This is a genomic window from Arthrobacter cupressi (assembly GCF_900099975.1).
In the GTDB taxonomy this organism is placed as follows: domain Bacteria; phylum Actinomycetota; class Actinomycetes; order Actinomycetales; family Micrococcaceae; genus Arthrobacter; species Arthrobacter cupressi.
Genome location: NZ_FNEI01000010.1, coordinates 33,649 through 56,092 on the forward strand (window position 1 = coordinate 33,649; position 22,444 = coordinate 56,092).

Sequence of the window (22,444 nt, forward strand, 5' to 3'; positions counted from 1 at the left end):
GTGAACAAGCTGTGACAAGACATGACCGCCCCGTGGACCGGGGGGCCGGAAGCCCGGCGCCGGAATCCGAGTCCCCGGAAGTGCACAGCATTACGGACGCCGCCGCGGCGCACTCGGAAGACATGCGCGAGCGGATGATCAAGTACGCCGTGGCCATGGGCATCCGTATGGTGTGCATCATCCTCATCTTCGTGGTGGACGGCTGGTTCAAGCTCGTCGCGGTGGCAGGCGCGGTCTTCCTGCCGTGGATTGCGGTGGTCATCGCCAATGGCAGTGACAAGGCAGAAATCCACAGCGATGCGCTGCTGGATTACGTCCCCGCGGCCGAAATCGAAAGTACGGACCGGATGCAGGAAAGCGGCACACAGTCCGCCACACAAGAGGAAGCGGAGTCCGAACAGCCGATGACCATCCTGGAAGGCGAAATCGTCGACGAGCCCGGCACGCCCGAGGACAACCGCGGGCAGGCCGCCTCGTGAACCTCCTCTTCCCGGGTTCACCTGCCGCCGGCCCCGAAAACGCCCCCGCCATCTGTTCCCGCAAAGCCTGCCGCAGTGAGGCAAGCTGGCAGCTGCTGTGGAACAACCCCCGGATCCACACCCCGGAACGGCGCAAAGTGTGGCTCTCCTGCACCGAACACCGCGGCTGGCTTGAGGACTACCTGCAGACCCGCGGGCTCTGGAAGGAAACCGTCCCCTTCACCGGCGGCCCGGACCAGGACGGAAACCACTGAATGTACCGCTTCCTTTTCTCCAGCAAATGGCTGGGCTACTTCGTCCTGGCCCTGATTTTCGCCACCGCCTGCGTCTTCCTGGGGCGCTGGCAGATGGACCGGCGCGCCGAAACCCTCGCCGAAATCAACCGGGTGGTCAGCAACTACTCCGCCACACCCATCCCCTTCAGCGAGGCCAAGGCCCAGTTCCAGTCCCTGGACCCGGAGAAGGAATGGACGCAGGTGGAACTCCGCGGCCGTTATGACGTCGCCGGCCAGCGGATCGTGCGGAACCGTCCGCTCAACGGCCAGCCCGGGTACGAAGTGGTGGTCCCCCTCCGCCTGGAAAGCGGAGACGCTGTCGTCGTCGACCGCGGCTGGCTGCCGATCGGCAACAAGACCCCCGGCCGGCCGGACAGCATCCCGGCCCCGCCCTCCGGCGACGTGACCGTCGTCGTACGCCTCAAGCCGGGCGAAGCGAAACTGGACCGCGGCGCCGTCGAAGGCCAGCTCGCCTCCATTGACCTGGCCGGCTTCGCCGCTGAACTCCCCTACCCCCTGATGACCGGGGCCTACGGCCAGCTGGCCGGCGAGACCCCGGCACCGGCGTCGATGCCCGTCGGGTTCCCCAAGCCGGCCACGGAAGAAGGCACGCATCTGTCCTACTCCCTGCAGTGGTTCGCGTTCGGCGTGCTCATGTTCGTGGGCTTCGGCTATGCCGCCCGCCAGCAAGCCCGCAATGCGCGGATCGATGCCGAGGACGACGACTTCGGCGCGGCCGCACGGGTGAAGGCCGCCGGAAAGCCCGCGCGGAAGTCCAAGCGCCGCACGTCCGAGGAAGAGGAAGACGCGATCCTTGATGCCCAAGGCTACTGACACCCCTGCCGCTCCGCCCGTGGACCGGGTCCGCAGCGCCCTCCTGGCCGCAGGTCTTCCGGACACCGTGCGCTTCTTTGGCGCGGGCGTTCCCACGGCGGCGGCCGCGGCGGAACAGCTGGGGTGCGACGTCGCCGCGATCGCCAACAGCCTGGTCTTCGAGCTCGACGGCGGCCCCCTCCTGATCCTCGCCAGCGGCGCCGCGCGGGTGGACACGGCGCTCGTGTCCGCCCAGTTGGGTGGCGGAAGGATCCGCCGGGCCACCCCGGACTTCGTCCTGCAGCACACGGGCCAGGAAGTGGGCGGCGTCGCCCCCGTGGGCCACCCGGAACGGATCCGCACCCTCCTGGATGAGTCCCTCGAGCGGCATCCGCTGCTGTGGGCCGGGGCGGGAGACCATTCGTCGATGTTCTCGATCAGTTACCGCGACCTCGCCCGGATTACCTCGGCCGAGCCGCTGCGCGTGCGCTGAGCCCAAGTAGCTCGCAGTTGTTGTCGTTTTGAGCGCTCAAAACGACAACAACTGCGAGTCAGTTGGGTGACTAAGCCAGGGTGATCAGGTCCAGGTAGTCCGAGTTCCAGAGATCCTCGACGCCGTCCGGCAGCAGCACCACGCGCTCCGGGTTCAGCGCCTCCACGGCGCCCTCGTCGTGGCTGACCAGCACGACGGCGCCGGTGTAGTTGCGCAGTGCGCCCAGGATTTCGGAGCGGCTGGCGGGGTCGAGGTTGTTGGTCGGTTCGTCCAGCAGCAGCACGTTGGCGCTGGAGGCCACGATGGTGGCCAGCGCGAGGCGGGTCTTTTCACCGCCGGAGAGCACGCCGGCGGGCTTGTCGACGTCGTCACCGGAGAACAGGAACGAGCCGAGGATGCCGCGCACCTCCGCGTCCTTCATGTCCGGCGCGGCCGAGCGCATGTTCTCCAGCACTGTCCGGTCATGGTCCAGGGTTTCGTGCTCCTGGGCGTAGTAGCCGACTTTCAGCCCGTGTCCCGGAACAATGTCCCCGGTATCGGGTTTGTCGACGCCTGCCAGCATCCGCAGCAGGGTGGTCTTGCCGGCACCATTGAGGCCCAGGATGACCACCTTCGAGCCGCGGTCGATGGCGAGGTCTACGTCGGTGAAGATCTCCAGCGAGCCGTATGACTTGCTCAGGCCCTCGGCGGTCAGAGGAGTCTTGCCGCAGGGTGCGGGCTCCGGGAAGCGCAGGGCCGCCACGCGGTCCTGCTCGCGGACAGCTTCCAGGCCGCTGAGGAGCCGCTCGGCACGCTTGGCCATGTTCTGTGCGGCGACGGCCTTGGTGGCCTTGGCGCGCATTTTATTGGCCTGGTCTAGCAGTACCTGGGCCTTCTTCTCGGCGTTGGCGCGTTCGCGCTTGCGGGCGCGCTCATCGGTTTCGCGCTGCTGCAAATACCGCTTCCAGCCCATGTTGTAGTAGTCGATCTGCGCCCGGTTGGCGTCCAGGTGGTAGACCTTGTTCACCGTGGCCTCGAGGAGTTCCACGTCGTGGCTGATGACGATCAGGCCGCCCTGGTGGCTTTTCAGGAAGTCCCGCAGCCAGGAGATCGAGTCCGCGTCGAGGTGGTTGGTAGGTTCGTCCAGGAGCAGGGTCTCAGCGTCCGAATACAGGATCCGTGCCAGCTCCACGCGGCGCCGCTGGCCACCCGAGAGGGTCTTCAGCGGCTGGTTGAGGATACGCTCCGGCAGGGCCAGGTTGGAGGAGATGGCCGCGGCCTCGGCTTCTGCCGCGTAGCCGCCGCCGGCCAGGAACTCTGCCTCAAGCCGGTCGTAGCGGGCCATCGCCTTGCGCTGCACGGCGGCGTCTTCGCTGGACATTTCGGCCTGGGCCTTCTTCAGCTTCCCGACCACGATGTCCAGGCCGCGGGCGGAGAGGATCCGGTCCCTGGCGAGCTGCTCCATGTCCGGGGTGCGGGGGTCCTGCGGCAGGTAGCCGATCTCACCGCTGCGGGTCACCTTGCCCGCGGCGGGCAGCCCTTCCCCGGCGAGGACCCGGGTGAGGGTGGTCTTGCCGGCGCCGTTACGGCCCACCAGCCCGATCTTGTCTCCCTTGTCCACCCTGAAGTTGACCTGGTCCATCAGCAGGCGGGCGCCGGCGCGGAGTTCGAGTTCCTGGACGGTGATCAATTCTTCGGGTGCCTTTCAACGGGGACGCCGCGATCCAGCGAAACGTGCCGGCAGCGGGGAGGGCCGCGAACACGGCCCGTCCAAGTCTACCGGGCCGCCCGGCGGCGGCCGCGCAGGCACAAACCGGCGGGGACCGGCGTTTTGTGCGCTGCCTGACAAAGCGGCGGCGGGCGGCTTGTCCGAAGCCTCCAAAAACGGCGCCGCCCCGCCCCACTACTCTCGAAAGAAAGGGAACCCGCCCGCACCCAGGTTTTAACCGACAGGACCGCAATGAGCCAGAACAGCACCGCCACCCGCCCGCAGGCACGCAAGCAATGGACAGCCACCGACCTCGGCCTGATTGCCGTCTTCGCCGCACTCGTGGCGGCGTCCGCTTTCGTCCCCGGCGTCCCGGTGGGCGCCCTCGGTGTGCCGATCACCATCCAGATGCTCATCATCATGCTCACCGGCCTGGTGCTGGGCGCCGGGCGCGGCTTCGCCGCCGTCGGGCTATACGTGCTCCTGGGCCTGGCCGGGCTGCCGATCTTCAGCGGCGGGCGCAGCGGCCTGGGGATCCTCGCCGGTCCGTCCGCCGGCTACATCATCGCCTTTCCGCTGGCAGCGGCCGCAACGGGCTGGCTGGCCGCCGTCGTGATCCGCAAGACGGTCAAGTACCGCGCGCTGTTCTTCTTCGCCGCCGCCATGGTGAGCAGCATCGTCCTGGTCCACGGTCTCGGTGTGCTCGGCATGATGGTCAACGGCAAGCTGGACTTCGGCAAGGCCTTCCTCGCCGACCTGGTCTACTACCCCGGCGACACCATCAAGAACGTCCTGGCCGCGATCATCGCCGTTTCGCTGCACAAGGCATTCCCGGACCTGCTGGTCCGCCGCGTCAAGTAACCAGCCACCCAAGAACAGCATGATTGAGCTGAAGGACGTGTCCGTCCGGGTCACCGTGGACGGCCGGGACGAACCGAAAACCCTGCTCCGCGGCGTGGACCTGGAACTGCCGGAACGCCGCATCGGGGTGATCGGCGCCAACGGCTCCGGCAAGTCCACCCTGCTGCGCCTGCTCAACGGCCTTGTGCTGCCCAGCGAAGGCACCGTGCGGGTCAACGGGGCCGGCACGGCGGACCACGGGCGCCAGGTCCGCTGCCAGGTGGGCTTCGTCTTCACCGACCCGCTGTCCCAGCTGGTGATGCCCACGGGCCGCGAGGACGTGGAGCTCTCCCTGCGCCGCAGCGTGAAGAACGCCGCCGAACGGGCCCGCCGGGCCGAAGCCGTGCTGGACCGCTTTGGCCTGCTGCACCTGGCGGACCAGAGCATCTACGAGCTCTCCGGCGGCGAGCGGCAGCTGCTCGCCCTGGCCGTCGTGTTGGCGGTCGATCCCGCCGTCCTCGTCCTGGACGAACCCTCGACGCTGCTGGACCTGCGGAACAAGGAACTACTCCGCCGCACCGTCGCGGCCCTGCCGCAGCAGGTGGTCATGTCCACGCACGACCTCGAGCTGGCCCTCGACATGGACCGCGTCCTCGTGGTGGACAACGCGGGGGTCGTGTTCGACGGCGGCCCGGCAGCCGCCGTCGCGCATTACCGCGCGCTGTGCGCGGCGTCGTTCGAGGACGCGCCGTGAGGGGCCACGGCTTCCTGCTGGCCAACCATGTTCCCGGGAACTCGTTGCTCCACCGGACCCCGCTGTGGGCGAAGTTCCTGCTTGTGGCGGGCTGCGGTGCCGCGTCCTTCCTGATCGTTGACTGGCTGGTTTCGGCCGTGGTCTTTGCCGTGATGTGCGGGCTGTTCCTGCTCAGCGGCGCGGGCGTGCGGCGCCTGCTCCGCGCGCTGTGGCTGATGGCGCCGGTGCTGCTGTTCATCGGCCTGTTCCAGTGGTGGCAGCTCGGCGGCCCGACGGCCGCGCGGATCGTCCTGAACGTGCTCGTGTGCGTGGTGGCCGCGTCCATGCTGACCGCGACGACCCCCGTGCAGGACCTGCTCGACGGCGTCGCCGGACTCGCCCGCCCCTTCCGCCGTTTCGGGGCCGATCCGGAGCGCTTCGCCCTGACGATCGCCGTGATGCTGCGCAGCATCCCCTTCATCGCGGGCACCTTCGCCGACGTGCGCGACGCCGCGCGGGCCCGGGGCCTGGAGCATAACCCGCGGGCCCTGGTGCTACCGGTGTTCATTTCCACGGTGGCCTACGCCCGGCAGACGGGTGACGCACTGGCTGCCCGGGGGCTCGGCGACGCCGGGGACTAAACGGCGGCCGCTAAAACCGCAGGTACCTGAATAGCGCGGCCGTGCCCATGCCACCGGCAATGCTGATCATCGCCAGCGCCAGCGGATCCCGCCCATCATCCGCGGGAAGTGCCCGGGCCTGCGCCAGCAGCCGGGTGACGAGGACTGCGCCCGAGGCTCCGTAGCCGTGGCCCAGGGCGAGGGCGCCGCCGTCGAGGTTGGCCCGTTCCGGATCGATCCCCAGTGCGTCGAGGCACGCGACCGCCTGGGCGGCGAACGCTTCGTTGAATTCCACGAGGTCCACCCCGGCAGCCGTCACCCCCTGCCGTTCGAGCAGCCGCGCCGCCGCGCCGGCGGCACCGATGCCCAGCAGCTCCGGATCGACCCCGCCGGTGTCGCTGCCCAGCACCAGCAGCGCGTCCCGCACCCCAAGTTCGCGGGCGCGGCGCAGTGAGGTGATGACGACGGCGGAGGCGGCGTCGGCGTCGAAACATGAGTTCCCGGCGGTGACGGTTCCCTCGGGGACGAAAGCGGCGGGGAACCGCTTGAGCAGGGCGGGGCTGAGGGTGCGGCGGGGACCGTCGTCGGACCTCACGGTTGCCCCGGCGGCCGGCAGCGGGACGATCTCGCCGGTGAAACGCCCGGCCTCCCGCGCCTCGATGGCGCGGCGGTGGCTGCGCAGGGCGAAGCTGTCCTGCCGTTCGCGGCTGATCCCGTACTCGCGGGCCACGTTTTCGGCCGCGACGCCCATGTCCGGATCGCCGAACTGCGGGGGCACGAAGCGTGCCCGGGTATAGAACTCCGGGGCCTCCCCCGGCTCGCGGCCCGGGTAGGCACGCAACGGTGCGGTGCTGATGCTCTCGACCCCGCCGGCAAGGTAGATGCCGTCCCCGCCGGCGGCGAGCAGGCGTGACGCCAGCACGATCGCATCCAGCCCCGAACCGCATTGCCGGTCCACCACCATGCCCGGCACGCCCACGGGCAGTCCGGCCAGCAGGGCGGCGTGGCGCGCCAGGTTGCCGCCTCCGCCCACGGCGTTGCCGATCACAACGTCGCTGACCTGTGGCCCGCCGATGCCGGTGGTGTCCAGCAGTGAGCGCAGCACGGGAGCCAGCAGTTCCTCGGCGCGCAGCGACTTCAATTGCCCGCCGGCGCGGCAGACGGGGGTGCGCAGGGCCGCGATGATGACGGGTTGCTGTGCCGGGTCCTGAGCGGCCACCGGGGCCGGCACCGTGTGCTCAGCCAAGGATCCGGACCCGTGGGTCATTTTCCGCGATCCATTCCAGGAACACCCGGCGGCTGACTTTGCCGCGGTCCGTGACAGGAAGTTCTGACAGCAAGTAGTACTGAAGCGGGCGTTTCTCCCGGGCCAGCAGCCCGTCCAGTGAGGTCCTGATCTGGGTGGCGGTGACCGCCCCGTAGGCCGGCAGGATTCCGGCGACCACGCGCTGGCCGCGCAGTTCGTCCGGCATGCCGGCGGCGACCGCCGCGGAGACGCCGGGCACCGCAGCCAGGGCCAGCTCGACCTCGTGCGGATAGACGTTGCGCCCGGCAGAGAGGATCATGTCCGAGCGCCGGCCCAGGATGTGCAGCACCCCGTCCTCCAGGTAGCCCTGGTCCCCCACCGTGTACCAGTCGCCGAAGGAACGCAGCGCGTGGCCGTCGTCGCCCCACAGGTAGCCGTTGGAGACCATGCCGCTGCGCACGCAGATGTTGCCGTGCCCGCCCGGCGGCCGTTCGGCGCCGGCGTCGTCCCGGATGGAGAGTTCGACGCCGGGGAACGGTCCGCCGATTCCGGTGCCGCTGGCGTCGAGCGGCTCCCCCGCGGCCAGGCAGGTGCCGGAGACGAAGCTGAGTTCGGAGGCACCGTAGTATTCGAAGATCGCCGCGTTCGGCGCCCAGCGCCGGGCCGCCTCGAGGGTGCGGGCGTCCAGCTTGGAGCCGGCGCAGATGATGCTGCGGATCCCGGAGGCGTCCACGGCCCCGGCCAGCCCGCGTTCGCTGAGCAGCCGCAGCACGGTGGGCGTGAGGACCAGGCGGGTGATGCCGTCATGGGCGATCGCCGCGTGGGCGTCGCCGACGTCGAAATGCTCCAAGGTGTGGAAGGTGGCCCCGGCGTACAGGCATTCGGACAGCGCGTACAGGTTCAGGCTCGCGGCCAGCGGTCCGGGCGCCAGGGTGACGTCGTCCTGGTCCAGGGCGAAGAATTCCACGGACGCGTCGAAGGATTGCTGCCAGGAGCTCCGCGTACGGGTGAAGGCCTTCGGCACGGAGGTGGTGCCGGAGGTCAGGCCCACCAGGAAGTCCGCGTCGCCCGGCCCATCAAGAAGCTCTGGTCCGTCAACAAGTCCGGCTCCGTCAACAAGTCCGGCCCCGGGAACCCCGCTGGCGGGGCCGATCCGCCTGGACACTTCCTCGATCATCGGCGCCGGCCAGAGCGGGTCCAGCACGGCACAGCGGCGCGCGCCGGCGACGGAAGCGACATAGGACACCACGAACTGCAGCGAGTTGGCTTCCGCCAGCACGGTGGTGTGGGGGGTCTCGTCGAGCCGCAGCGTCGCATCGTCGCGCAGCTGCGCCCAGGTCAGCCGCTTGCCGCCCACGGCGACGGCGGTGTCGTCGGGACGCTCGTCGGCCCAGAGCTGAAGCTTGTTCAGGAAAGGCACCCCAGCATTTTAGCCTCCGCCGCCCCTTGCCCGCCCTCCGTGACGTTCTATGGTTGGCAGTATGAGTTTCAATGACGGAGCCGAGCTGGATCCCAGCCAAGTGCAGGACCGCCGCGGCTCGGGGCCGGGCCGCGGAATGAAGATCGGCGGGGGGATCGGCGGCGGCATTGTCGCCCTCATCCTCGTCCTGCTGGGAGTCAACCCGCAGATCCTCGAAGACCTCACCGGAAGCGGCCAGCCGCCCGCTGTGGGGCCCGGCACGACGCAGTCCGGCGGCACCCGGGAATGCCGCACCGGGGCGGACGCCGATAAGCGGCTGGACTGCCGCATCCTCGGCACGGTCAACAGCCTCAACAGCTTCTGGCCCGATTACCTGGCGGACTACAACGTGAAGTATTCCCGCCCGCAAACTGTGATTTTCAGCCAGGCGACGGACACCGGGTGCGGTGCCGCCACCAGCGCAGTGGGCCCCTTCTACTGCCCCTCGGACCGCACGGCCTACTTCGACCCCGGCTTCTTCGAGGAACTGGTGGACCGCTTCGGCTCCTCCGGCGGCCCGCTCGCCCAGGAGTACGTGGTGGCCCACGAGTTCGGGCACCACATCCAGAACATGCTCGGCGACCTGGGCCGGGCGCAGGAGGATCCGCAGGGTCCGCAGTCCGGCGCTGTCCGCGTGGAACTGCAGGCCGACTGCTATGCCGGCCTCTGGGCACGCTACGCGAGCACCGTGAAGGATCCGGACACCGGACAGCCCTTCCTGGAGCCGCTTACCAAGCAGGACCTGGCCGATGCGCTGTCCGCCGCGTCCGCCGTCGGCGATGACCGGATCCAGGAAGCCGCCACCGGCCGGGTTTCACCGGAAGCCTGGACGCACGGCTCCAGCGCCCAGCGGCAGAAGTGGTTCAGCCAGGGCTACAGCACCGGTGACATCACCAAGTGCGATACTTTCGCGGTCGCCCGGCCGTAACCGACACCTTGGAACGGCCGGCTTAACGGCCGACGGCGGCGGGCCGCCTTCCGTAGAAGGTGACCCGCCGCCGTCGTCGCTTCGAAGCGGTGGAGAACTCAGATGTTGAAGCCGAGGGCCCGCATCTGGTCCTTGCCGTCGTCGGTGATCCGCTCGGGACCCCACGGCGGCATCCAGACCCAGTTCAGCCGCCAGTCGTCCACGACGCCGTCCAGCGCCTTGCCGACCTGTTCCTCGAGGACGTCGGTCAGCGGGCAGGCCGCGGTGGTCAGCGTCATGTCGATCAGCAGCGCGCCGTCGTCGTCGGAGTACTTCAGACCGTAGAGCAGCCCAAGGTCCACCACGTTGACGCCCAGCTCGGGGTCGATGACGTCCTTGAGTGCCTCTTCGACATCTTCCAGGCTCGTACGGGCTGCGTTGATTTCGGTCATAAGGTGATCCTAACTAGGCCTGGACGGCCGGGGCAACGGCTGCGCCGGCGCCGCTCAGGTAACGGTCGTAACCCTCTTCCTCGAGGCGGTCGGCGAGCTCGGGGCCGCCCTCTTCCACAACCTTGCCGTCAACGAAGACGTGCACGAAGTCCGGCTTGATGTAGCGCAGGATGCGGGTGTAGTGGGTGATGAGCAGGGTGCCCATGTTGCCGGTGGCGTGGGCGCGGTTGACACCCTCGGAGACGACCTTGAGGGCGTCCACGTCCAGGCCGGAGTCGGTTTCGTCCAGCACGGCGAACTTCGGCTTGAAGAGTTCCAGCTGGAGGATCTCCACGCGCTTCTTCTCGCCGCCGGAGAAGCCTTCGTTGACGTTGCGCTGTGCGAAGTCGGCGTCGATGCGCAGCTCCTGCATGGCGGCCTTGACGTCCTTGGTCCAGGTGCGCAGGGCGGGGGCTTCGCCGTCGATCGCGGTCTTGGCGGTGCGCAGGAAGTTGGTCATGGTGACACCGGGAACTTCCACGGGGTACTGCATGGCCAGGAACACGCCTGCGCGGGCGCGCTCGTCGACGCTCATCTCGAGGACGTCTTCGCCGTCGAGGGTGATGCTGCCGCTGGTGACGGTGTAGCGCGGGTGGCCTGCGATGGTGGAGGCCAGGGTGGACTTGCCCGAACCGTTGGGGCCCATGATCGCGTGGGTCTCGCCGGTCTTGATGGTCAGGCTGACGCCCTTCAGGATCTCCTTGGTGCCCTGCTCAGTCTCGATGCTGACGTGCAGGTCCTTGATCTCAAGAGTAGACATGCTCTTCTTTCTTTCGTTCTTAAAGTCTCGGTATGCGGTGCGCTCAGTAGTTGTGTACCGGCGCGCCGTTCACAACGTTGCTCACGTCCACGTAGACGTCGTCTCCGTCGAGGGCGACGGCGAAGACCGGGACGGGATCGTAGGCGGGAAGCTGGAGCGGCTGGCCGCTGCGCAGGTCGAACTGGGAGCCGTGGCCCCAGCATTCGATCGCGCAGCCTTCGATTTCGCCTTCGGAGAGCGAAATGTCAGCGTGCGAGCAGGTGTCCCCGATGGCGTGGATATCGCCCATCGAGTCCCTCACGACGGCTACCGGGTAGTCGCCGATGAGGATGCGCAGCGCCTGCTTGACCTTGATGTCGTTGGCGTTGCACACCAGTTCGCCCTGTGGCTTCTCGCTCATGCTTTTGCTTCCTGCCTGGCCGGTCTTAGTTGTCGCCCGCTGCGAGTTCGCGCTCGACGGCTTCCGTCAGGCGCTCCTCGAGGGCAGGGACCTTGATCTTCTGGATGATTTCGTTGAGGAAGCCGCGCACCACCAGGCGCCGCGCGACGTCTTCGGGAATGCCGCGGGCCATGAGGTAGAACAGGTGCTCGTCGTCGAAACGGCCGGTGGCGCTGGCGTGGCCGGCACCTTCGATGAGGCCGGTTTCGATTTCGAGGTTCGGCACGGAGTCCGCGCGGCAGCCGTCGGTCAGGACCAGGTTCTGGTTCTTCTCGTAGCTGTCGGTGCCCTCAGCCTGCTTCTGGATCAGGACGTCGCCGACCCACACGGTGTGTGCGTCCTTGCCCTGCAGCGCACCCTTGTAGAGCACGTTGGAGACGCAGTTCGGCTGGGCGTGGTCCACGTAGGTGCGGTGCTCGAGGTGCTGGCCCGCGTCGGCGAAGTACAGTCCGAAGAGCTCCACCTCGCCGCCGGGGGCAGCGAAACGGGCGGTCGGCGTAACACGCACCAAGTTGCCGCCGAGGCTGACGGTGATGTGCTTGAACTTGGCATCGCGGCCGATCTTTGCCTGCTGCGAGGAGGCGTGGACGGAATCGTCGTTCCATTCCTGCAGGGACACGACCGTCAGTTCGGCACCGTCTTCAAGGACGATTTCGACGTTCTCGGAAACGACGGCGCTGCCTTCGTGGCCGAGGACAACCAGGCCCTTGGAGAACTTCTCGGCCACGATCACCACGTGCTGGGCCGAGGCCTCGGAGCCGTTGCCGGCCAGGACCACGGAAACTTCGCTGTCCAGGCTGGTCTCGGCGGGCACCGTGATGACGGTGGCTTCCTTGAAGTTGGCCCACGCGTTGGCGGAGACCCGGTCTTCGGGGATGCCTGCGGTACCGATGCGGTTGTCATCGCGTCCGACCGTTTCCACCGTGACGCCTTCAGGGGCGCTGACGGAGACGGAGGGAGCGGCGCCGCTGAGTGCCTCGGTGTGCAGGCCGCGCAGGCGGCGCAGCGGGGTGAAGCGCCAGTCTTCTTCCAGGCCGGTCAGTGCCTTGAAGTCCTCGAGCTTGTAGGAGGTCAGGCGGCCGGCGCGGGAGCTGTCCGGCACGCCGACGCCGCCGCCGTGCGAGTGGCCCTTGGCGGAGTCGCCGGCCAGCGGGCCGGACGACGGCGCCGCGACGGTGCCGTCCGCGTTGATCGGCGAGAGGTTCTCGCCCTCCTCGGTGAATCCGTTGATGTACGGCTGGGCAGAGGGCGCGCCGATGCGCGCCTTTTCAGTAGTGGTCTCAGTCATCGTTAACCGACGGATCCTTCCATCTGCAGTTCAATCAGGCGGTTCAGCTCAAGGGCGTATTCCATGGGCAGTTCACGGGCGATCGGCTCAATGAAGCCGCGCACGATCATGGCCATGGCCTCGTCCTCGGGCAGGCCGCGGGACATCAGATAGAAGAGCTGCTCTTCGCTGACGCGGGAAACGGTTGCCTCGTGGCCCAATACGACGTCGTCCTCGCGGATGTCGATGTACGGGTAGGTGTCCGAGCGGGAGATGGTGTCCACCAGCAGGGCGTCGCAGCGCACGGTGTTGGCCGAGTGCTTTGCGCCTTCGCGGACCTGGACCAGGCCGCGGTAGGCCGCACGGCCGCCGCCACGGGCCACGGACTTGGAGATGATGGAGCTCTTGGTGTTCGGAGCGATGTGCACCATCTTGGACCCGGTGTCCTGGTGCTGGCCCTCGCCGGCGAAGGCGATGGACAGGGTTTCGCCCTTGGCGTGCTCGCCCACCAGGTACACGGCCGGGTACTTCATGGTGACCTTGGAGCCGATGTTGCCATCGATCCATTCCATGGTGGCGCCTTCTTCGCAGATGGCGCGCTTGGTGACCAGGTTGTACACGTTGTTGGACCAGTTCTGGATGGTGGTGTAACGGACGCGGGCGCCCTTCTTCACGACGATCTCGACGACGGCCGAGTGCAGCGAGTCCGAGGTGTAGATCGGCGCGGTGCAGCCTTCGATGTAGTGGACGTAGGAGTCCTCGTCGGCGATGATCAGGGTGCGCTCGAACTGGCCCATGTTTTCCGTGTTGATGCGGAAGTAGGCCTGCAGCGGAATTTCCACGTGGACGCCCTTGGGCACGTACACGAAGGAACCACCGGACCACACGGCGGTGTTCAGGGAGGCGAACTTGTTGTCGCCCACCGGGATCACGGTGCCGAAGTACTCCTGGAAGATTTCCGGGTGTTCCTTCAGTGCGGTGTCGGTGTCCAGGAAGACGACGCCCTGCTTCTCCAGGTCCTCGCGGATCTGGTGGTACACGACCTCGGATTCGTACTGTGCTGCGACGCCGGCCACCAGGCGGTTGCGCTCGGCTTCCGGGATGCCCAGCTTCTCGTAGGTGTTCCGGATGTCCTCGGGCAGGTCTTCCCAGGAAGCAGCCTGCTTCTCGGTGGAACGCACGAAGTACTTGATGTTGTCGAAGTCGATGCCGGAGAGGTCTGCACCCCAGGTCGGCATGGGCTTGCGGTCGAAGTACTTCAGGCCTTTCAGGCGCAGGTCGAGCATCCATTCGGGTTCGCTCTTCTTCGCCGAAATATCGCGGACGACTTCTTCGTCCAGCCCACGGCGTGCATTGGCACCGACATCGTTCTTGTCGGCCCAGCCGTACTCGTAGTTGCCGATGCCATGCAGCTCGGGATTCTTTTCCAGAATCTCCGAGATCACAGTGCCGTCAGCTACCGCTTTCTCCGCTATTTGGTCCGTCATCACGGCCTTCCTTGCTGATTGGTTGATCCATCACGGGGCGCGACCCGGCCTTCGGGAGAAACACTGTTCTCCTTTCCGGCGGGCCTGCCGGTAGGAATGTGGGTGGTGCAGACGTGTCCGCCCCGCGCAAGGGTGGAGAGCCTGCGGACATCGACGCCGAGCAACCGGGAAAACACGTCGGTTTCGGCGTCGCAGAATTCGGGAAAATCGGCCGCAAGGTGCTGGATGGGGCAATGCCCCTGGCACAGCTGCACACTGGACAACGATGCCGGAAGTGGTGCCTTGCTTTCAATGGAGGCGGCCGAAGCGACGTAACCGTCGCGGCTCAGCGCCTTGGACAGTGCCATGGCGCGGGCGGTGATGTCGCTGCCCGCCGCGTCGATCTCTGCGGTGTAGCGCTGCTCCATGTCCGCGAAGCGCTCGACGGCGAAGTCGCGCACCGCGTCGTTGCCGGCCAGTTCCTGCAGGCGGCGCAGCGCGGTCCCGGCAATGTTCAGGTAGTCGTCGCCGATCTTCGACTGGCCCTGGGAGCTGAGCACGTAGCGGCGTGCGGGACGGCCTGCGCCTGCCCCGGCCTTCGCCACCGGCTTCACTTCGATGACCCCCGTGCGTTCCAGGTGGTCAAGGTGGCGGCGGACCGCCGCGGGGGTGAAACCAAGGAGCTCGCCGAGCTCAGCGGCACTGACCGGGCCGTGTTCCAGCACCGCGTTCAGCACGCGGTCGCGCGTCCGGTCCTCGGTGTCGACGACGGCGGAGGCAGCGGCCGACGGCACCGCACCGGCGGTGCTGTGCCGCAGCGGGGGCACAGAAACAGAGCTGCTCACGGAATACACAACACAATCATGTCGTAATCTAATCCCCGCATCCAGTAAGGCAAGGCTGACCTGATGCCGGGGGCCGGGGCAGCGCCTATCGTCTTGAAGCCGCCTGCTACTACTTCCCGTAGAATACTCTGGTGCGTTCCCCCGAATCTCCCGTCCTCTCCATTGAAGGACTCATCAAGGACGTCGGCCCGCTGGCTGCCCTTGACGGCAAGATGCTGCGGGTGGTCAACGGCGTCAGCCTGCATGCCGAACGCGGGCAGGTCACCGCGCTGCTCGGAGCAAACGGCGCCGGCAAGACCACCACCCTTGAATGTGCCCAGGGCCTGCAGAAGAGGTCAGGCGGCAGCATCCGCCTGCTGGGCGAAGATCCGGACCTGGCCGGGGCCGGCCTGCGTTCCCGCGTCGGCGTGATGCTGCAGGACGGTGGCTTGCCGCCGTCGGCCCGTCCGCTTCCGCTGCTGCGCCACATCGCCGGAATGTACGCCAATCCGCTGCCACTTGGCCACCTCGTGGAGCGGCTCGGGATCGATTCGTTCAGCCGCAGCAGCGTGCGGCGCCTGTCCGGCGGCCAGAAGCAGCGCCTCGCCCTCGCGGCCGCGCTTATCGGCAACCCGGAAGTCCTGTTCCTCGACGAGCCAAGCGCGGGCCTGGATCCGCAGTCGCGGCAGATCGTGTTCGAGCTCATTGCCGAACTGCGCGACGCCGGGATGGGGATTATCCTCACCACGCACCTCATGGACGACGCCCAGCGCCTGGCGGACTATGTCTACATCATCGACGCCGGACACAACGTTGCCGAAGGCACGGTCGCCGAACTCCTGCAGCACGGCGAGGCCAGCCGCGACGGCATCACTGAACGCACTCTGTCCTTCGATGCCCCGGCCGGCCTGGACCTCCGCGCGGCGCTCGGCGGCCTGGGCGAAGGCCTCGCCCTGGCCGAAGACCGCGCGGGGAGCTACACCGTCACGGGCGCACTCGCCCCCGAACACCTCGCACGGCTGACGGCCTGGTGGGCGGAGAAGGGGATCATGCCAGCCTCGCTGCGGCTGGAGGCCCGCAGCCTCGAGGACGTTTTCCTGGACATCTCCGGAAGGGACATCCGATGAGCACCACTCCCACCGCCGGGCTGGTGCCCGCCGGCGCCGCCCCCTCCGCCCCGGCTCCCCTGCTGCGGCGGATCCTGCTCCAGGGCAAGTACGAAACCCTGGCCATGATCCGCAACGGGGAGCAGCTGATCCTCGCCGTGATCCTGCCCCTGTTGGCCCTCTTCGGCCTGACGGTCACCCCGCTGCTCGACGGCCTCGGCGCGGCCCGGGTGGACATCGCGGTACCCGGGATCCTGGCCTTGTGTGCCATGTCCACCGCCTTCACCGGACAAGGTATCGCCACCGGCTTCGACCGCCGCTACGGGGTGCTGCGATTCCTGTCCACCACCCCCCTGGGCCGCGCCGGGCTCATCGCCGGCAAGATCCTCGCGGTCCTGGCCGTGCTCGTGCTGCAACTGGCCGTCGTCGGCGCGGTCGCCGCGGCATTGGGCTGGCGCCCGGCGCCCGGAGGCTGGTTGCCGGGCCTGACGATGCTGGTCCTGGGCGCCGCCGCGTTCACCGCGCTCGGCCTGCTGGTGGCCGGAACCGTCCGCCCGGAGGCCACCCTGGCCATCACCAACCTGCTCTGGATGCTGCTCGGCGTCCTGGGCGGGATCGTGGTTCCGGCGGTGCGGCTGCCGGCCGTCGCCGGCAACCTGGCCCACTTCCTGCCCTCCGGCGCCCTCGGCGAAGCCATGCGCGAGGCCTTCCTGCACGGCACCTTCGCCCTGCCCCAACTGTTCGTCCTGCTGCTCTGGACCGTGGTGCCCGGCGCCGCGGCCCTTCGCTGGTTCAAGTGGAATTGAGAGAACTGTGAACACGGCTTCCCGCCTGCCCGACGTCATCCAGCGGTTCGCCGCGCGGCTCCCGCGCGAGGTGAACAGCACCGTGCGCCGGCTCGCCATGCTCTCGCTGGTGGGCCAGACCATACTCGTGGTGACCGGCGGCGCCGTCCGCCTCACGTCCTCGGGCCTGGGCTGCCCCACCTGGCCGCGCTGTACCCATGAGTCCCTGGTGAACACTCCGGAAATGGGCATCCATGGCTTCATCGAGTTCGGCAACCGGCTGCTCACCTTCGCCCTCGCCGCCGTCGCCGTGCTAATGCTGGTCTACTTGTGGAACCTGCGCAAGGAACGCCGGGACCTCTTCCTGCTCGCGCTGGGCCTGCTTGCCAGCATCCCGGCCCAGGCGGTCATCGGCGGCATCACTGTGCTCACCCGGCTCAACCCTTGGGTGGTCGGCCTGCATTTCCTGGTTTCCATGGCCCTGGTGGTCTTCGCGACACTGCTCGTGAACCGGGCCTACGGCCGGACGGGTCGGTTCATGAACCGTACCCTCGCGGCCCTTCCCGGGGTGGCCCGCCCGCTAATGACCGCCGTCGCGCTCTTCTCCGCTGCCGCCGTCATGCTTGGCGTGGCCGTCACCGGAGCCGGTCCGCATGCCGGAGACGCGAACGCTCCCCGGAACAACCTTGACTGGGACCTCGTCAGTCACATTCACGCCGTGCCGGCCTACCTGGTCACCGCGGGTACCGTCGTCGCCGTATTCCTGGTCCTCCGCAGGGGCATCGCGGGGCCGTTCCGTACGGCGGTGTTCCTGCTGCTCGGAGTGACGGTGCTGCAGGCGGTCATCGGCTTCACCCAGTATTACAACGGCATCCCGGCCCTCCTGGTCGGCGCCCACATGCTCGGTGCGGCGCTGCTCATGGCAGCATCCACCAACGCTGCCGACCTCGCCCGCAGCAGCCCGCGCGCCTGAACGGAATGGGCCGGCAACGTCAGAGACCGGCAACAAGAAGGACCGCCTGCAAGCCTGCAGGCGGTCCTTCTTTCGTCTGGTCTTTGGCGCCGGTAAGCCGGCGCGGAAGCCGTGCGGGTCAGCCGGCCATCAGCGGGCCACCGACGAACGGGTCCACGGCCAGGGCGATGAAGAGCAGGGTCAGGTAGCTGATGGAACCGTGGAAAACCTTCATGGCGCCCTTGTTGGACACCTCGCCCTTCTGGGCGCGCTCGTACAGGGCGTGGGATTCGTACAGGAACCAGGCGCCGGCCAGGACTGCCGCGACGGTGTACACCCAGCCTGCGCCGCCCAGCGGCACCATGAGCAGGGAGCAGGCCACCATGGCCCAGGCGTAGAGGACCACCTGGACGGAAACCACCTTGGCCCCGGCGATCGCGCCGAGCATGGGGACGTTTGCCTTGCGGTAGTCCTCGCCGTACCGCATGGACAGCGGCCAGTAGTGCGGCGGCGTCCACAGGAAGATGACCATGAACAGCACGACGGCGGGCCATTCCACCGTGTTTGTCACGGCGGACCAGGCGATCAGCACCGGGAAGCAGCCGGCGGCGCCGCCCCACACGATGTTCTGCGCGGTGCGGCGCTTGAGGATCATCGTGTAGATGACCACGTAAAACACGATCGCTGCGAGGCCGAGCCACGCGGAAAGCGGGTTGGCGCCGAACCAGAGGATGGCGATCGCCGCGGCGCCGAGGAGCCATCCGAACACCAGCGCCTCACGCGGTGAGACCTCGCCAGTGACAAGGGGCCGGTTTTCGGTGCGGTGCATCAGCTTGTCGATGTCGCGGTCGATGTAACAGTTGAAGACCCCGGCGCTGCCGGCAGCGAACGCGCCGCCCACCAGGGTGGCCAGAATCAGCCCGATCGGCGGGAAGCCGCGCTGGGCGAAAATCATGGTCGGCAGGGTGCTCACCAGTAGGAGCTCGATGACCCGCGGCTTGGTCAGTGCCAGATACGCCTTGAACTTCCGGGAGAATCCGCTCCTCTGAATGGCGGCGGAGGCATCGAGGTTGGTATCGCTTGTGCTCACGGTGGCAGTCACTCTGTTCTTTAGCTCTTGGTGTTCCCACGGCGAAACAACCGCGCCGTTCCCTCGTATTGGTTCCGGGGAGCGGGGTTGCGCGTGCCGCTGGCGGCCTCCGAATATCATACCGTGGCCCGGATGGACAGAAGGCACCTGTGAAACACGCATGTTTCGGAAGGTTCACTGCCTTCCGCGCGCCACGGTGATTCATAAATCGGAATTTTGCGGACAAATTTCGGGAATCCCACCAACTGGGCCGTTCTCTCGGGCTAAGCTGTCAGCAGATCAGCTCGTGCAGCCTCCTGAGAAAACGCATTCTCAGAAGTCCGGGTCTGGATAATAGATCAACGTTTCAATGGTGAACGGCTGGTGGACACCTCGCAGCGGGCACCGTTTCCTGCTCCGCGTCTGCTGTTCACCCCGCCGCCGTCAGCACAGAGAGGGGCTCGGTTTACGTGCCACATTTGGAAGAGCAAGAACTGACTTGGACCAGCCTGGACCAGCGTGCAGTGGACACCGTGCGTGTCCTGGCCGCCGACGCCGTCGAGAAGGTTGGTAACGGCCACCCCGGCACGGCCATGAGCCTGGCGCCGGCAGCATACCTGCTGTTCCAGAAGCTGATGCGCCACGACCCGAAGAACCCGGACTGGATCGGCCGCGACCGCTTCATCCTCTCCCCCGGCCACACCTCCCTGACCCTCTACATCCAGCTGTTCCTCTCCGGCTACGGCCTGGAACTGAAGGATCTTCAGGCCCTCCGCACCTGGGGTTCCCTGACCCCGGGCCACCCGGAGTACAAGCACACCGCGGGTGTGGAAATCACCACCGGCCCGCTGGGCCAGGGCCTGGCCTCCTCGGTCGGCTTCGCCTACTCGCAGCGCCGCCAGCGCGGCCTGTTCGACGCCGACGCTCCCGCCGGCGAGTCCCCGTTCGACCACACCATCTGGGTCATCGCCTCCGACGGCGACCTGCAGGAAGGCGTCACCTCCGAGGCATCCTCGCTGGCCGGCCACCAGGAACTGGGCAACCTCGTGGTCATCTACGACGAGAACCACATCTCCATCGAAGACGACACCGACATCGCCTTCACCGAGGACGTCCTGAAGCGCTACGAGTCCTACGGCTGGCACACCCAGCGCGTGGACTGGACCAAGACCGGCGAGTACGTCGAGGACGTCCAGGAACTTTACTCCGCGCTGCTCGCCGCCAAGGCCGAGACCTCCAAGCCGTCCATCATTTCGCTGCGCACCATCATCGGCTTCCCGGCACCGAAGAAGCAGAACACCGGCAAGATCCACGGCTCGGCCCTGGGTTCCGAGGAAGTCGCTGCGCTGAAGAACGTGCTCGGCTTCGACCCGGCCAAGTCCTTCCAGGTGGACGAGGACGTGCTGGCGCACGCCCGCCAGCTGGTGCAGCGCGGGGCCGCTGCCCGCACCGAATGGCAGGCTTCCTTCGAGGCATGGCAGTCGGCCAACCCGGAGCAGGCTGCCCTGCTCGAGCGCATCGAGGCCAAGAAGCTGCCGGCAGAGCTCGACGCCGCACTGCCGGTCTTCGAAGCCGGCAAGGACGTTTCCACCCGTGCCGCGTCCGGCAAGGTCCTGAACGCCATCGGCCCGGTCCTTCCGGAACTGTGGGGCGGTTCGGCCGACCTGGCCGAGTCCAACAACACCACCATCGAAGGCTCCCCGTCGTTCATCCCGGCGTCCCGCTCCACCGACGCCTGGTCCGGCAACCCCTACGGTCGTGTCCTGCACTTCGGCATCCGTGAGCACGCCGCCGCGTCGATCGTGAACGGCATCTCCCTGCACGGCCGCACCCGTGCCTTCTCCGGCACCTTCCTGATCTTCTCCGACTACCAGCGCCCGGCCATCCGCCTCGGCGCGCTGATGGGCGTGCCGTCCCTGTACGTGTGGACGCACGACTCCATCGGCCTGGGCGAAGACGGCCCCACCCACCAGCCGGTGGAGCAGCTCGCCTCGCTGCGTGCCATCCCGGGCCTGGACGTTGTCCGTCCCGGTGACGCCAACGAGGTCGCCGCGGCCTGGAAGGCCATGCTCGAGAACCACGAGAACCCGGCCGGCATCGTGCTGACCCGCCAGAACATTCCCACTTACGCACGCGGCACGGGCGAGGCAGAAGGCGACACCTTCGCTTCCACCGCCGGTGTTGCCAAGGGCGCGTACGTGCTGGCGGAAGCCTCCAAGGACGGCGCGACCGTCCCGGCGCAGGTCATCCTGATCGCCACCGGTTCCGAGGTCCAGCTGGCCGTCCAGGCCCGCGAGAACCTGCAGGCCGAAGGCATCGCCGCCCGCGTGGTGTCCGTGCCGTGCGTGGAGTGGTTCAAGAAGCAGGACCCGGCCTACCGCGAATCCGTCCTCCCGGCCGCCGTGAAGGCCCGCGTCTCGGTCGAGGCCGGCCTGGCGCTGGGCTGGTCCGAGTTCGTCGGCGACGCCGGCCGCTCCATCAGCCTCGAGCACTACGGCGCCTCCGCTGACTACAAGCGCCTCTTCAACGAGTTCGGCATCACCGCCGACGCCGTAACCGCGGCCGCCAAAGACTCCCTCGCCGGCCTCTCGGCCTGACACCCAAGGAGAAACACAAAATGACTACTCCCACCCAGCAGCTTTCCGACGTCGGCGTTTCGATCTGGCTCGACGACCTGTCCCGTGAGCGCCTGTCCAGCGGCTCGCTGCGCAAGCTCATCGAAGAAAAGAACGTCGTGGGCGTCACCACCAACCCCTCGATCTTCCACGCCGCCATCACCTCCGGCAGCGACTACGACGCGAAAATCGCCGAGGAAGCCGCCAAGGGCGCCTCCGTGGAGGAGACGATCTTCGAGATCACCACCACCGACGTCGCCGATGCCTGCGACCTGTTCGCCCCGGTCGCCGCTGCCACCAAGGGCGTTGACGGCCGCGTGTCCATCGAGGTCGACCCGCGCCTGGCCTGGGACACCGAGGGCACCATTGCCGAGGCCAAGCACCTCTACAAGAAGGTCGCCAAGGACAACGTCCACATCAAGATCCCGGCAACCGTGGAGGGCCTGGCAGCCATCACCGCCGTCCTGGGTGAAGGCATCAGCGTCAACGTGACCCTGATCTTCTCCCTCGAGCGCTACCGCGCGGTCATCAACGCCTTCCAGTCCGGCCTCGAACTGGCCAAGGAAAACGGCCACGACCTGTCCAAGATCCACTCCGTCGCTTCGTTCTTCGTGTCCCGCGTGGACACCGAGATCGATAAGCGCCTGGATGCGATCGGCACCGAGGAAGCCAAGGCGCTCAAGGGCAAGGCCGGCGTCGCCAACGCCCGCCTGGCCTTCCAGGTCTACGAGGAGCTCTTCGCCACCGAGCGCTGGGCCGTGCTCGCCGAAGCCGGCGCCCTGCCGCAGCGCCCCCTGTGGGCCTCCACCGGCGTGAAGGACCCGGCCTACCCGGACACCCTCTACGTCACCGAACTGGCTGCGGCCGGCGTCGTGAACACCATGCCGGAGAAGACCCTCGAGGCTACCTTCGACCACGGCGTGGTCACCGGTGACACCATCGCCGGCAGCTACGAGGAAGCCAACGGCGTCCTCAACGCCCTCGAAAACCTCGGCGTGTCCTACAACGACGTCGTCGCCCTCCTGGAATCCGAAGGCCTGGACAAGTTCGTCGCCAGCTGGAAGGAACTCCTCGGAGACGTCGAAGGCGCCCTCGCATCCGCACGGAAGGCTTCCTGA

23 protein-coding genes are annotated in these 22,444 nt (G+C 67.6%); 13 read left to right on the plus strand and 10 right to left on the minus strand.

Annotation, left to right across the window (positions count from 1 at the left end):
- Positions 1 to 11 precede the first annotated feature (11 nt).
- Genes BLP88_RS12340 through BLP88_RS12355 form a run of 4 tightly spaced genes read left to right on the plus strand, consistent with a single transcriptional unit; the run spans position 12 to position 2,060 of the window.
- Positions 12 to 479, plus strand: coding sequence for a DUF3099 domain-containing protein (locus BLP88_RS12340; RefSeq protein WP_373366901.1), 468 nt, complete (start codon positions 12 to 14; stop codon positions 477 to 479).
- On the plus strand, positions 476 to 733 hold the full coding sequence (locus BLP88_RS12345) for a hypothetical protein (protein WP_074589595.1): 258 nt from the start codon (positions 476 to 478) through the stop codon (positions 731 to 733). The genes BLP88_RS12340 and BLP88_RS12345 overlap by 4 nt, the downstream gene beginning before the upstream one ends.
- The gene (locus BLP88_RS12350; RefSeq protein WP_074589597.1) at positions 734 to 1,588 is read left to right on the plus strand and encodes an SURF1 family cytochrome oxidase biogenesis protein; all 855 of its coding nucleotides are present in this window, start codon (positions 734 to 736) and stop codon (positions 1,586 to 1,588) included.
- Entirely contained in the window at positions 1,572 to 2,060 is a 489-nt protein-coding gene (locus BLP88_RS12355) for a YbaK/EbsC family protein (RefSeq protein ID WP_074589598.1), read from the plus strand. The genes BLP88_RS12350 and BLP88_RS12355 overlap by 17 nt, the downstream gene beginning before the upstream one ends.
- Before the next feature lie 70 nt (positions 2,061 to 2,130).
- Here BLP88_RS12355 and BLP88_RS12360 read toward each other — a convergent pair whose 3' ends face one another.
- On the minus strand, positions 2,131 to 3,729 hold the full coding sequence (locus tag BLP88_RS12360) for an ABC-F family ATP-binding cassette domain-containing protein (protein ID WP_074589600.1): 1,599 nt from the start codon (positions 3,727 to 3,729) through the stop codon (positions 2,131 to 2,133).
- A gap of 270 nt (positions 3,730 to 3,999) precedes the next feature.
- On the opposite strand from BLP88_RS12360, the gene BLP88_RS12365 reads away from it, so the two are divergent.
- From BLP88_RS12365 to BLP88_RS12375, 3 genes are read left to right on the plus strand one after another with little or no spacing between them, the layout of a single operon-like run.
- Positions 4,000 to 4,608, plus strand: a complete 609-nt coding sequence (locus BLP88_RS12365) for a biotin transporter BioY (protein ID WP_074589602.1) — start codon at positions 4,000 to 4,002, stop codon at positions 4,606 to 4,608.
- 19 nt (positions 4,609 to 4,627) lie between these two features.
- Positions 4,628 to 5,341, plus strand: coding sequence for an energy-coupling factor ABC transporter ATP-binding protein (locus tag BLP88_RS12370; RefSeq protein WP_074589603.1), 714 nt, complete (start codon positions 4,628 to 4,630; stop codon positions 5,339 to 5,341).
- Positions 5,338 to 5,961: an energy-coupling factor transporter transmembrane component T family protein gene (locus tag BLP88_RS12375; protein ID WP_074589605.1), complete on the plus strand. Its 624-nt coding sequence runs from the start codon at positions 5,338 to 5,340 to the stop codon at positions 5,959 to 5,961. The genes BLP88_RS12370 and BLP88_RS12375 overlap by 4 nt, the downstream gene beginning before the upstream one ends.
- Positions 5,962 to 5,971: 10 nt before the next feature.
- Here the strand turns inward: BLP88_RS12375 and BLP88_RS12380 are convergent, their stop codons facing one another.
- Positions 5,972 to 7,207 carry a thiolase family protein gene (locus BLP88_RS12380; protein WP_084111154.1) on the minus strand — a complete coding sequence of 412 codons (1,236 nt, stop codon included), beginning with the start codon at positions 7,205 to 7,207 and terminating at the stop codon, positions 5,972 to 5,974.
- Positions 7,179 to 8,606 carry a class I adenylate-forming enzyme family protein gene (locus BLP88_RS12385; protein ID WP_074589607.1) on the minus strand — a complete coding sequence of 476 codons (1,428 nt, stop codon included), beginning with the start codon at positions 8,604 to 8,606 and terminating at the stop codon, positions 7,179 to 7,181. Before BLP88_RS12385 ends, BLP88_RS12380 begins: the two co-directional genes overlap by 29 nt.
- A gap of 61 nt (positions 8,607 to 8,667) precedes the next feature.
- On the opposite strand from BLP88_RS12385, the gene ypfJ reads away from it, so the two are divergent.
- Complete coding sequence (gene ypfJ, locus BLP88_RS12390; RefSeq protein ID WP_074589608.1) at positions 8,668 to 9,573, plus strand: KPN_02809 family neutral zinc metallopeptidase; 906 nt, start codon at positions 8,668 to 8,670, stop codon at positions 9,571 to 9,573.
- Between the two features lie 98 nt (positions 9,574 to 9,671).
- Here the strand turns inward: ypfJ and BLP88_RS12395 are convergent, their stop codons facing one another.
- The 6 genes from BLP88_RS12395 to BLP88_RS12420 are packed head-to-tail and all read right to left on the minus strand — an operon-like array spanning position 9,672 to position 14,829.
- On the minus strand, positions 9,672 to 10,004 hold the full coding sequence (locus BLP88_RS12395; RefSeq protein WP_013600914.1) for a metal-sulfur cluster assembly factor: 333 nt from the start codon (positions 10,002 to 10,004) through the stop codon (positions 9,672 to 9,674).
- A gap of 13 nt (positions 10,005 to 10,017) precedes the next feature.
- Positions 10,018 to 10,803: a Fe-S cluster assembly ATPase SufC gene (gene sufC / locus BLP88_RS12400; protein ID WP_074589610.1), complete on the minus strand. Its 786-nt coding sequence runs from the start codon at positions 10,801 to 10,803 to the stop codon at positions 10,018 to 10,020.
- 43 nt (positions 10,804 to 10,846) lie between these two features.
- The gene (locus BLP88_RS12405) at positions 10,847 to 11,203 is read right to left on the minus strand and encodes a non-heme iron oxygenase ferredoxin subunit (protein WP_074589612.1); all 357 of its coding nucleotides are present in this window, start codon (positions 11,201 to 11,203) and stop codon (positions 10,847 to 10,849) included.
- Positions 11,204 to 11,228: 25 nt separating this feature from the next.
- A complete protein-coding gene (gene sufD, locus BLP88_RS12410; protein ID WP_074589614.1) occupies positions 11,229 to 12,530 on the minus strand; it encodes a Fe-S cluster assembly protein SufD in 1,302 nt (433 codons plus the stop codon).
- Positions 12,531 to 12,532: 2 nt separating this feature from the next.
- Positions 12,533 to 13,996 carry a Fe-S cluster assembly protein SufB gene (gene sufB, locus BLP88_RS12415; protein WP_074589616.1) on the minus strand — a complete coding sequence of 488 codons (1,464 nt, stop codon included), beginning with the start codon at positions 13,994 to 13,996 and terminating at the stop codon, positions 12,533 to 12,535.
- Positions 13,996 to 14,829, minus strand: coding sequence for a helix-turn-helix transcriptional regulator (locus tag BLP88_RS12420; protein ID WP_373366900.1), 834 nt, complete (start codon positions 14,827 to 14,829; stop codon positions 13,996 to 13,998). The genes sufB and BLP88_RS12420 overlap by 1 nt, the downstream gene beginning before the upstream one ends.
- A 122-nt stretch (positions 14,830 to 14,951) precedes the next feature.
- Here BLP88_RS12420 and BLP88_RS12425 point away from each other — a divergent pair, with 122 nt between their 5' ends.
- From BLP88_RS12425 to BLP88_RS12435, 3 genes are read left to right on the plus strand one after another with little or no spacing between them, the layout of a single operon-like run.
- On the plus strand, positions 14,952 to 15,926 hold the full coding sequence (locus tag BLP88_RS12425; protein ID WP_074589618.1) for an ABC transporter ATP-binding protein: 975 nt from the start codon (positions 14,952 to 14,954) through the stop codon (positions 15,924 to 15,926).
- Positions 15,923 to 16,711, plus strand: coding sequence for an ABC transporter permease (locus BLP88_RS12430; RefSeq protein ID WP_074589620.1), 789 nt, complete (start codon positions 15,923 to 15,925; stop codon positions 16,709 to 16,711). Before BLP88_RS12425 ends, BLP88_RS12430 begins: the two co-directional genes overlap by 4 nt.
- A 7-nt stretch (positions 16,712 to 16,718) precedes the next feature.
- Positions 16,719 to 17,663: a COX15/CtaA family protein gene (locus BLP88_RS12435; protein WP_074589621.1), complete on the plus strand. Its 945-nt coding sequence runs from the start codon at positions 16,719 to 16,721 to the stop codon at positions 17,661 to 17,663.
- Between the two features lie 118 nt (positions 17,664 to 17,781).
- Here BLP88_RS12435 and BLP88_RS12440 read toward each other — a convergent pair whose 3' ends face one another.
- Positions 17,782 to 18,744 (minus strand): heme o synthase, encoded by a 963-nt coding sequence (locus tag BLP88_RS12440; RefSeq protein ID WP_074589622.1) that lies wholly within the window; start codon positions 18,742 to 18,744, stop codon positions 17,782 to 17,784.
- Positions 18,745 to 19,190: 446 nt separating this feature from the next.
- Between BLP88_RS12440 and tkt the strand changes: the two genes are divergently transcribed.
- Both tkt and tal read left to right on the plus strand, forming a co-directional pair.
- Complete coding sequence (gene tkt / locus BLP88_RS12445) at positions 19,191 to 21,308, plus strand: transketolase (protein WP_074589624.1); 2,118 nt, start codon at positions 19,191 to 19,193, stop codon at positions 21,306 to 21,308.
- Between the two features lie 20 nt (positions 21,309 to 21,328).
- Positions 21,329 to 22,444, plus strand: coding sequence for a transaldolase (gene tal, locus BLP88_RS12450; protein WP_074589626.1), 1,116 nt, complete (start codon positions 21,329 to 21,331; stop codon positions 22,442 to 22,444).

What these genes read in the sequence shown, in the direction of transcription:
- sufC (WP_074589610.1), bottom strand. Translation starts at nt 10,803, where the DNA reads ATGTCTACTCTTGAGATCAAGGACCTGCACGTCAGCATCGAGACTGAG.
- BLP88_RS12355 (WP_074589598.1), top strand. Translation starts at nt 1,572, where the DNA reads ATGCCCAAGGCTACTGACACCCCTGCCGCTCCGCCCGTGGACCGGGTC.
- BLP88_RS12350 (WP_074589597.1), top strand. Translation starts at nt 734, where the DNA reads ATGTACCGCTTCCTTTTCTCCAGCAAATGGCTGGGCTACTTCGTCCTG.
- sufD (WP_074589614.1), bottom strand. Translation starts at nt 12,530, where the DNA reads ATGACTGAGACCACTACTGAAAAGGCGCGCATCGGCGCGCCCTCTGCC.
- BLP88_RS12370 (WP_074589603.1), top strand. Translation starts at nt 4,628, where the DNA reads ATGATTGAGCTGAAGGACGTGTCCGTCCGGGTCACCGTGGACGGCCGG.
- BLP88_RS12430 (WP_074589620.1), top strand. Translation starts at nt 15,923, where the DNA reads ATGAGCACCACTCCCACCGCCGGGCTGGTGCCCGCCGGCGCCGCCCCC.
- BLP88_RS12405 (WP_074589612.1), bottom strand. Translation starts at nt 11,203, where the DNA reads ATGAGCGAGAAGCCACAGGGCGAACTGGTGTGCAACGCCAACGACATC.
- tal (WP_074589626.1), top strand. Translation starts at nt 21,329, where the DNA reads ATGACTACTCCCACCCAGCAGCTTTCCGACGTCGGCGTTTCGATCTGG.
- BLP88_RS12365 (WP_074589602.1), top strand. Translation starts at nt 4,000, where the DNA reads ATGAGCCAGAACAGCACCGCCACCCGCCCGCAGGCACGCAAGCAATGG.
- BLP88_RS12380 (WP_084111154.1), bottom strand. Translation starts at nt 7,207, where the DNA reads ATGACCCACGGGTCCGGATCCTTGGCTGAGCACACGGTGCCGGCCCCG.
- ypfJ (WP_074589608.1), top strand. Translation starts at nt 8,668, where the DNA reads ATGAGTTTCAATGACGGAGCCGAGCTGGATCCCAGCCAAGTGCAGGAC.
- BLP88_RS12395 (WP_013600914.1), bottom strand. Translation starts at nt 10,004, where the DNA reads ATGACCGAAATCAACGCAGCCCGTACGAGCCTGGAAGATGTCGAAGAG.
- sufB (WP_074589616.1), bottom strand. Translation starts at nt 13,996, where the DNA reads ATGACGGACCAAATAGCGGAGAAAGCGGTAGCTGACGGCACTGTGATC.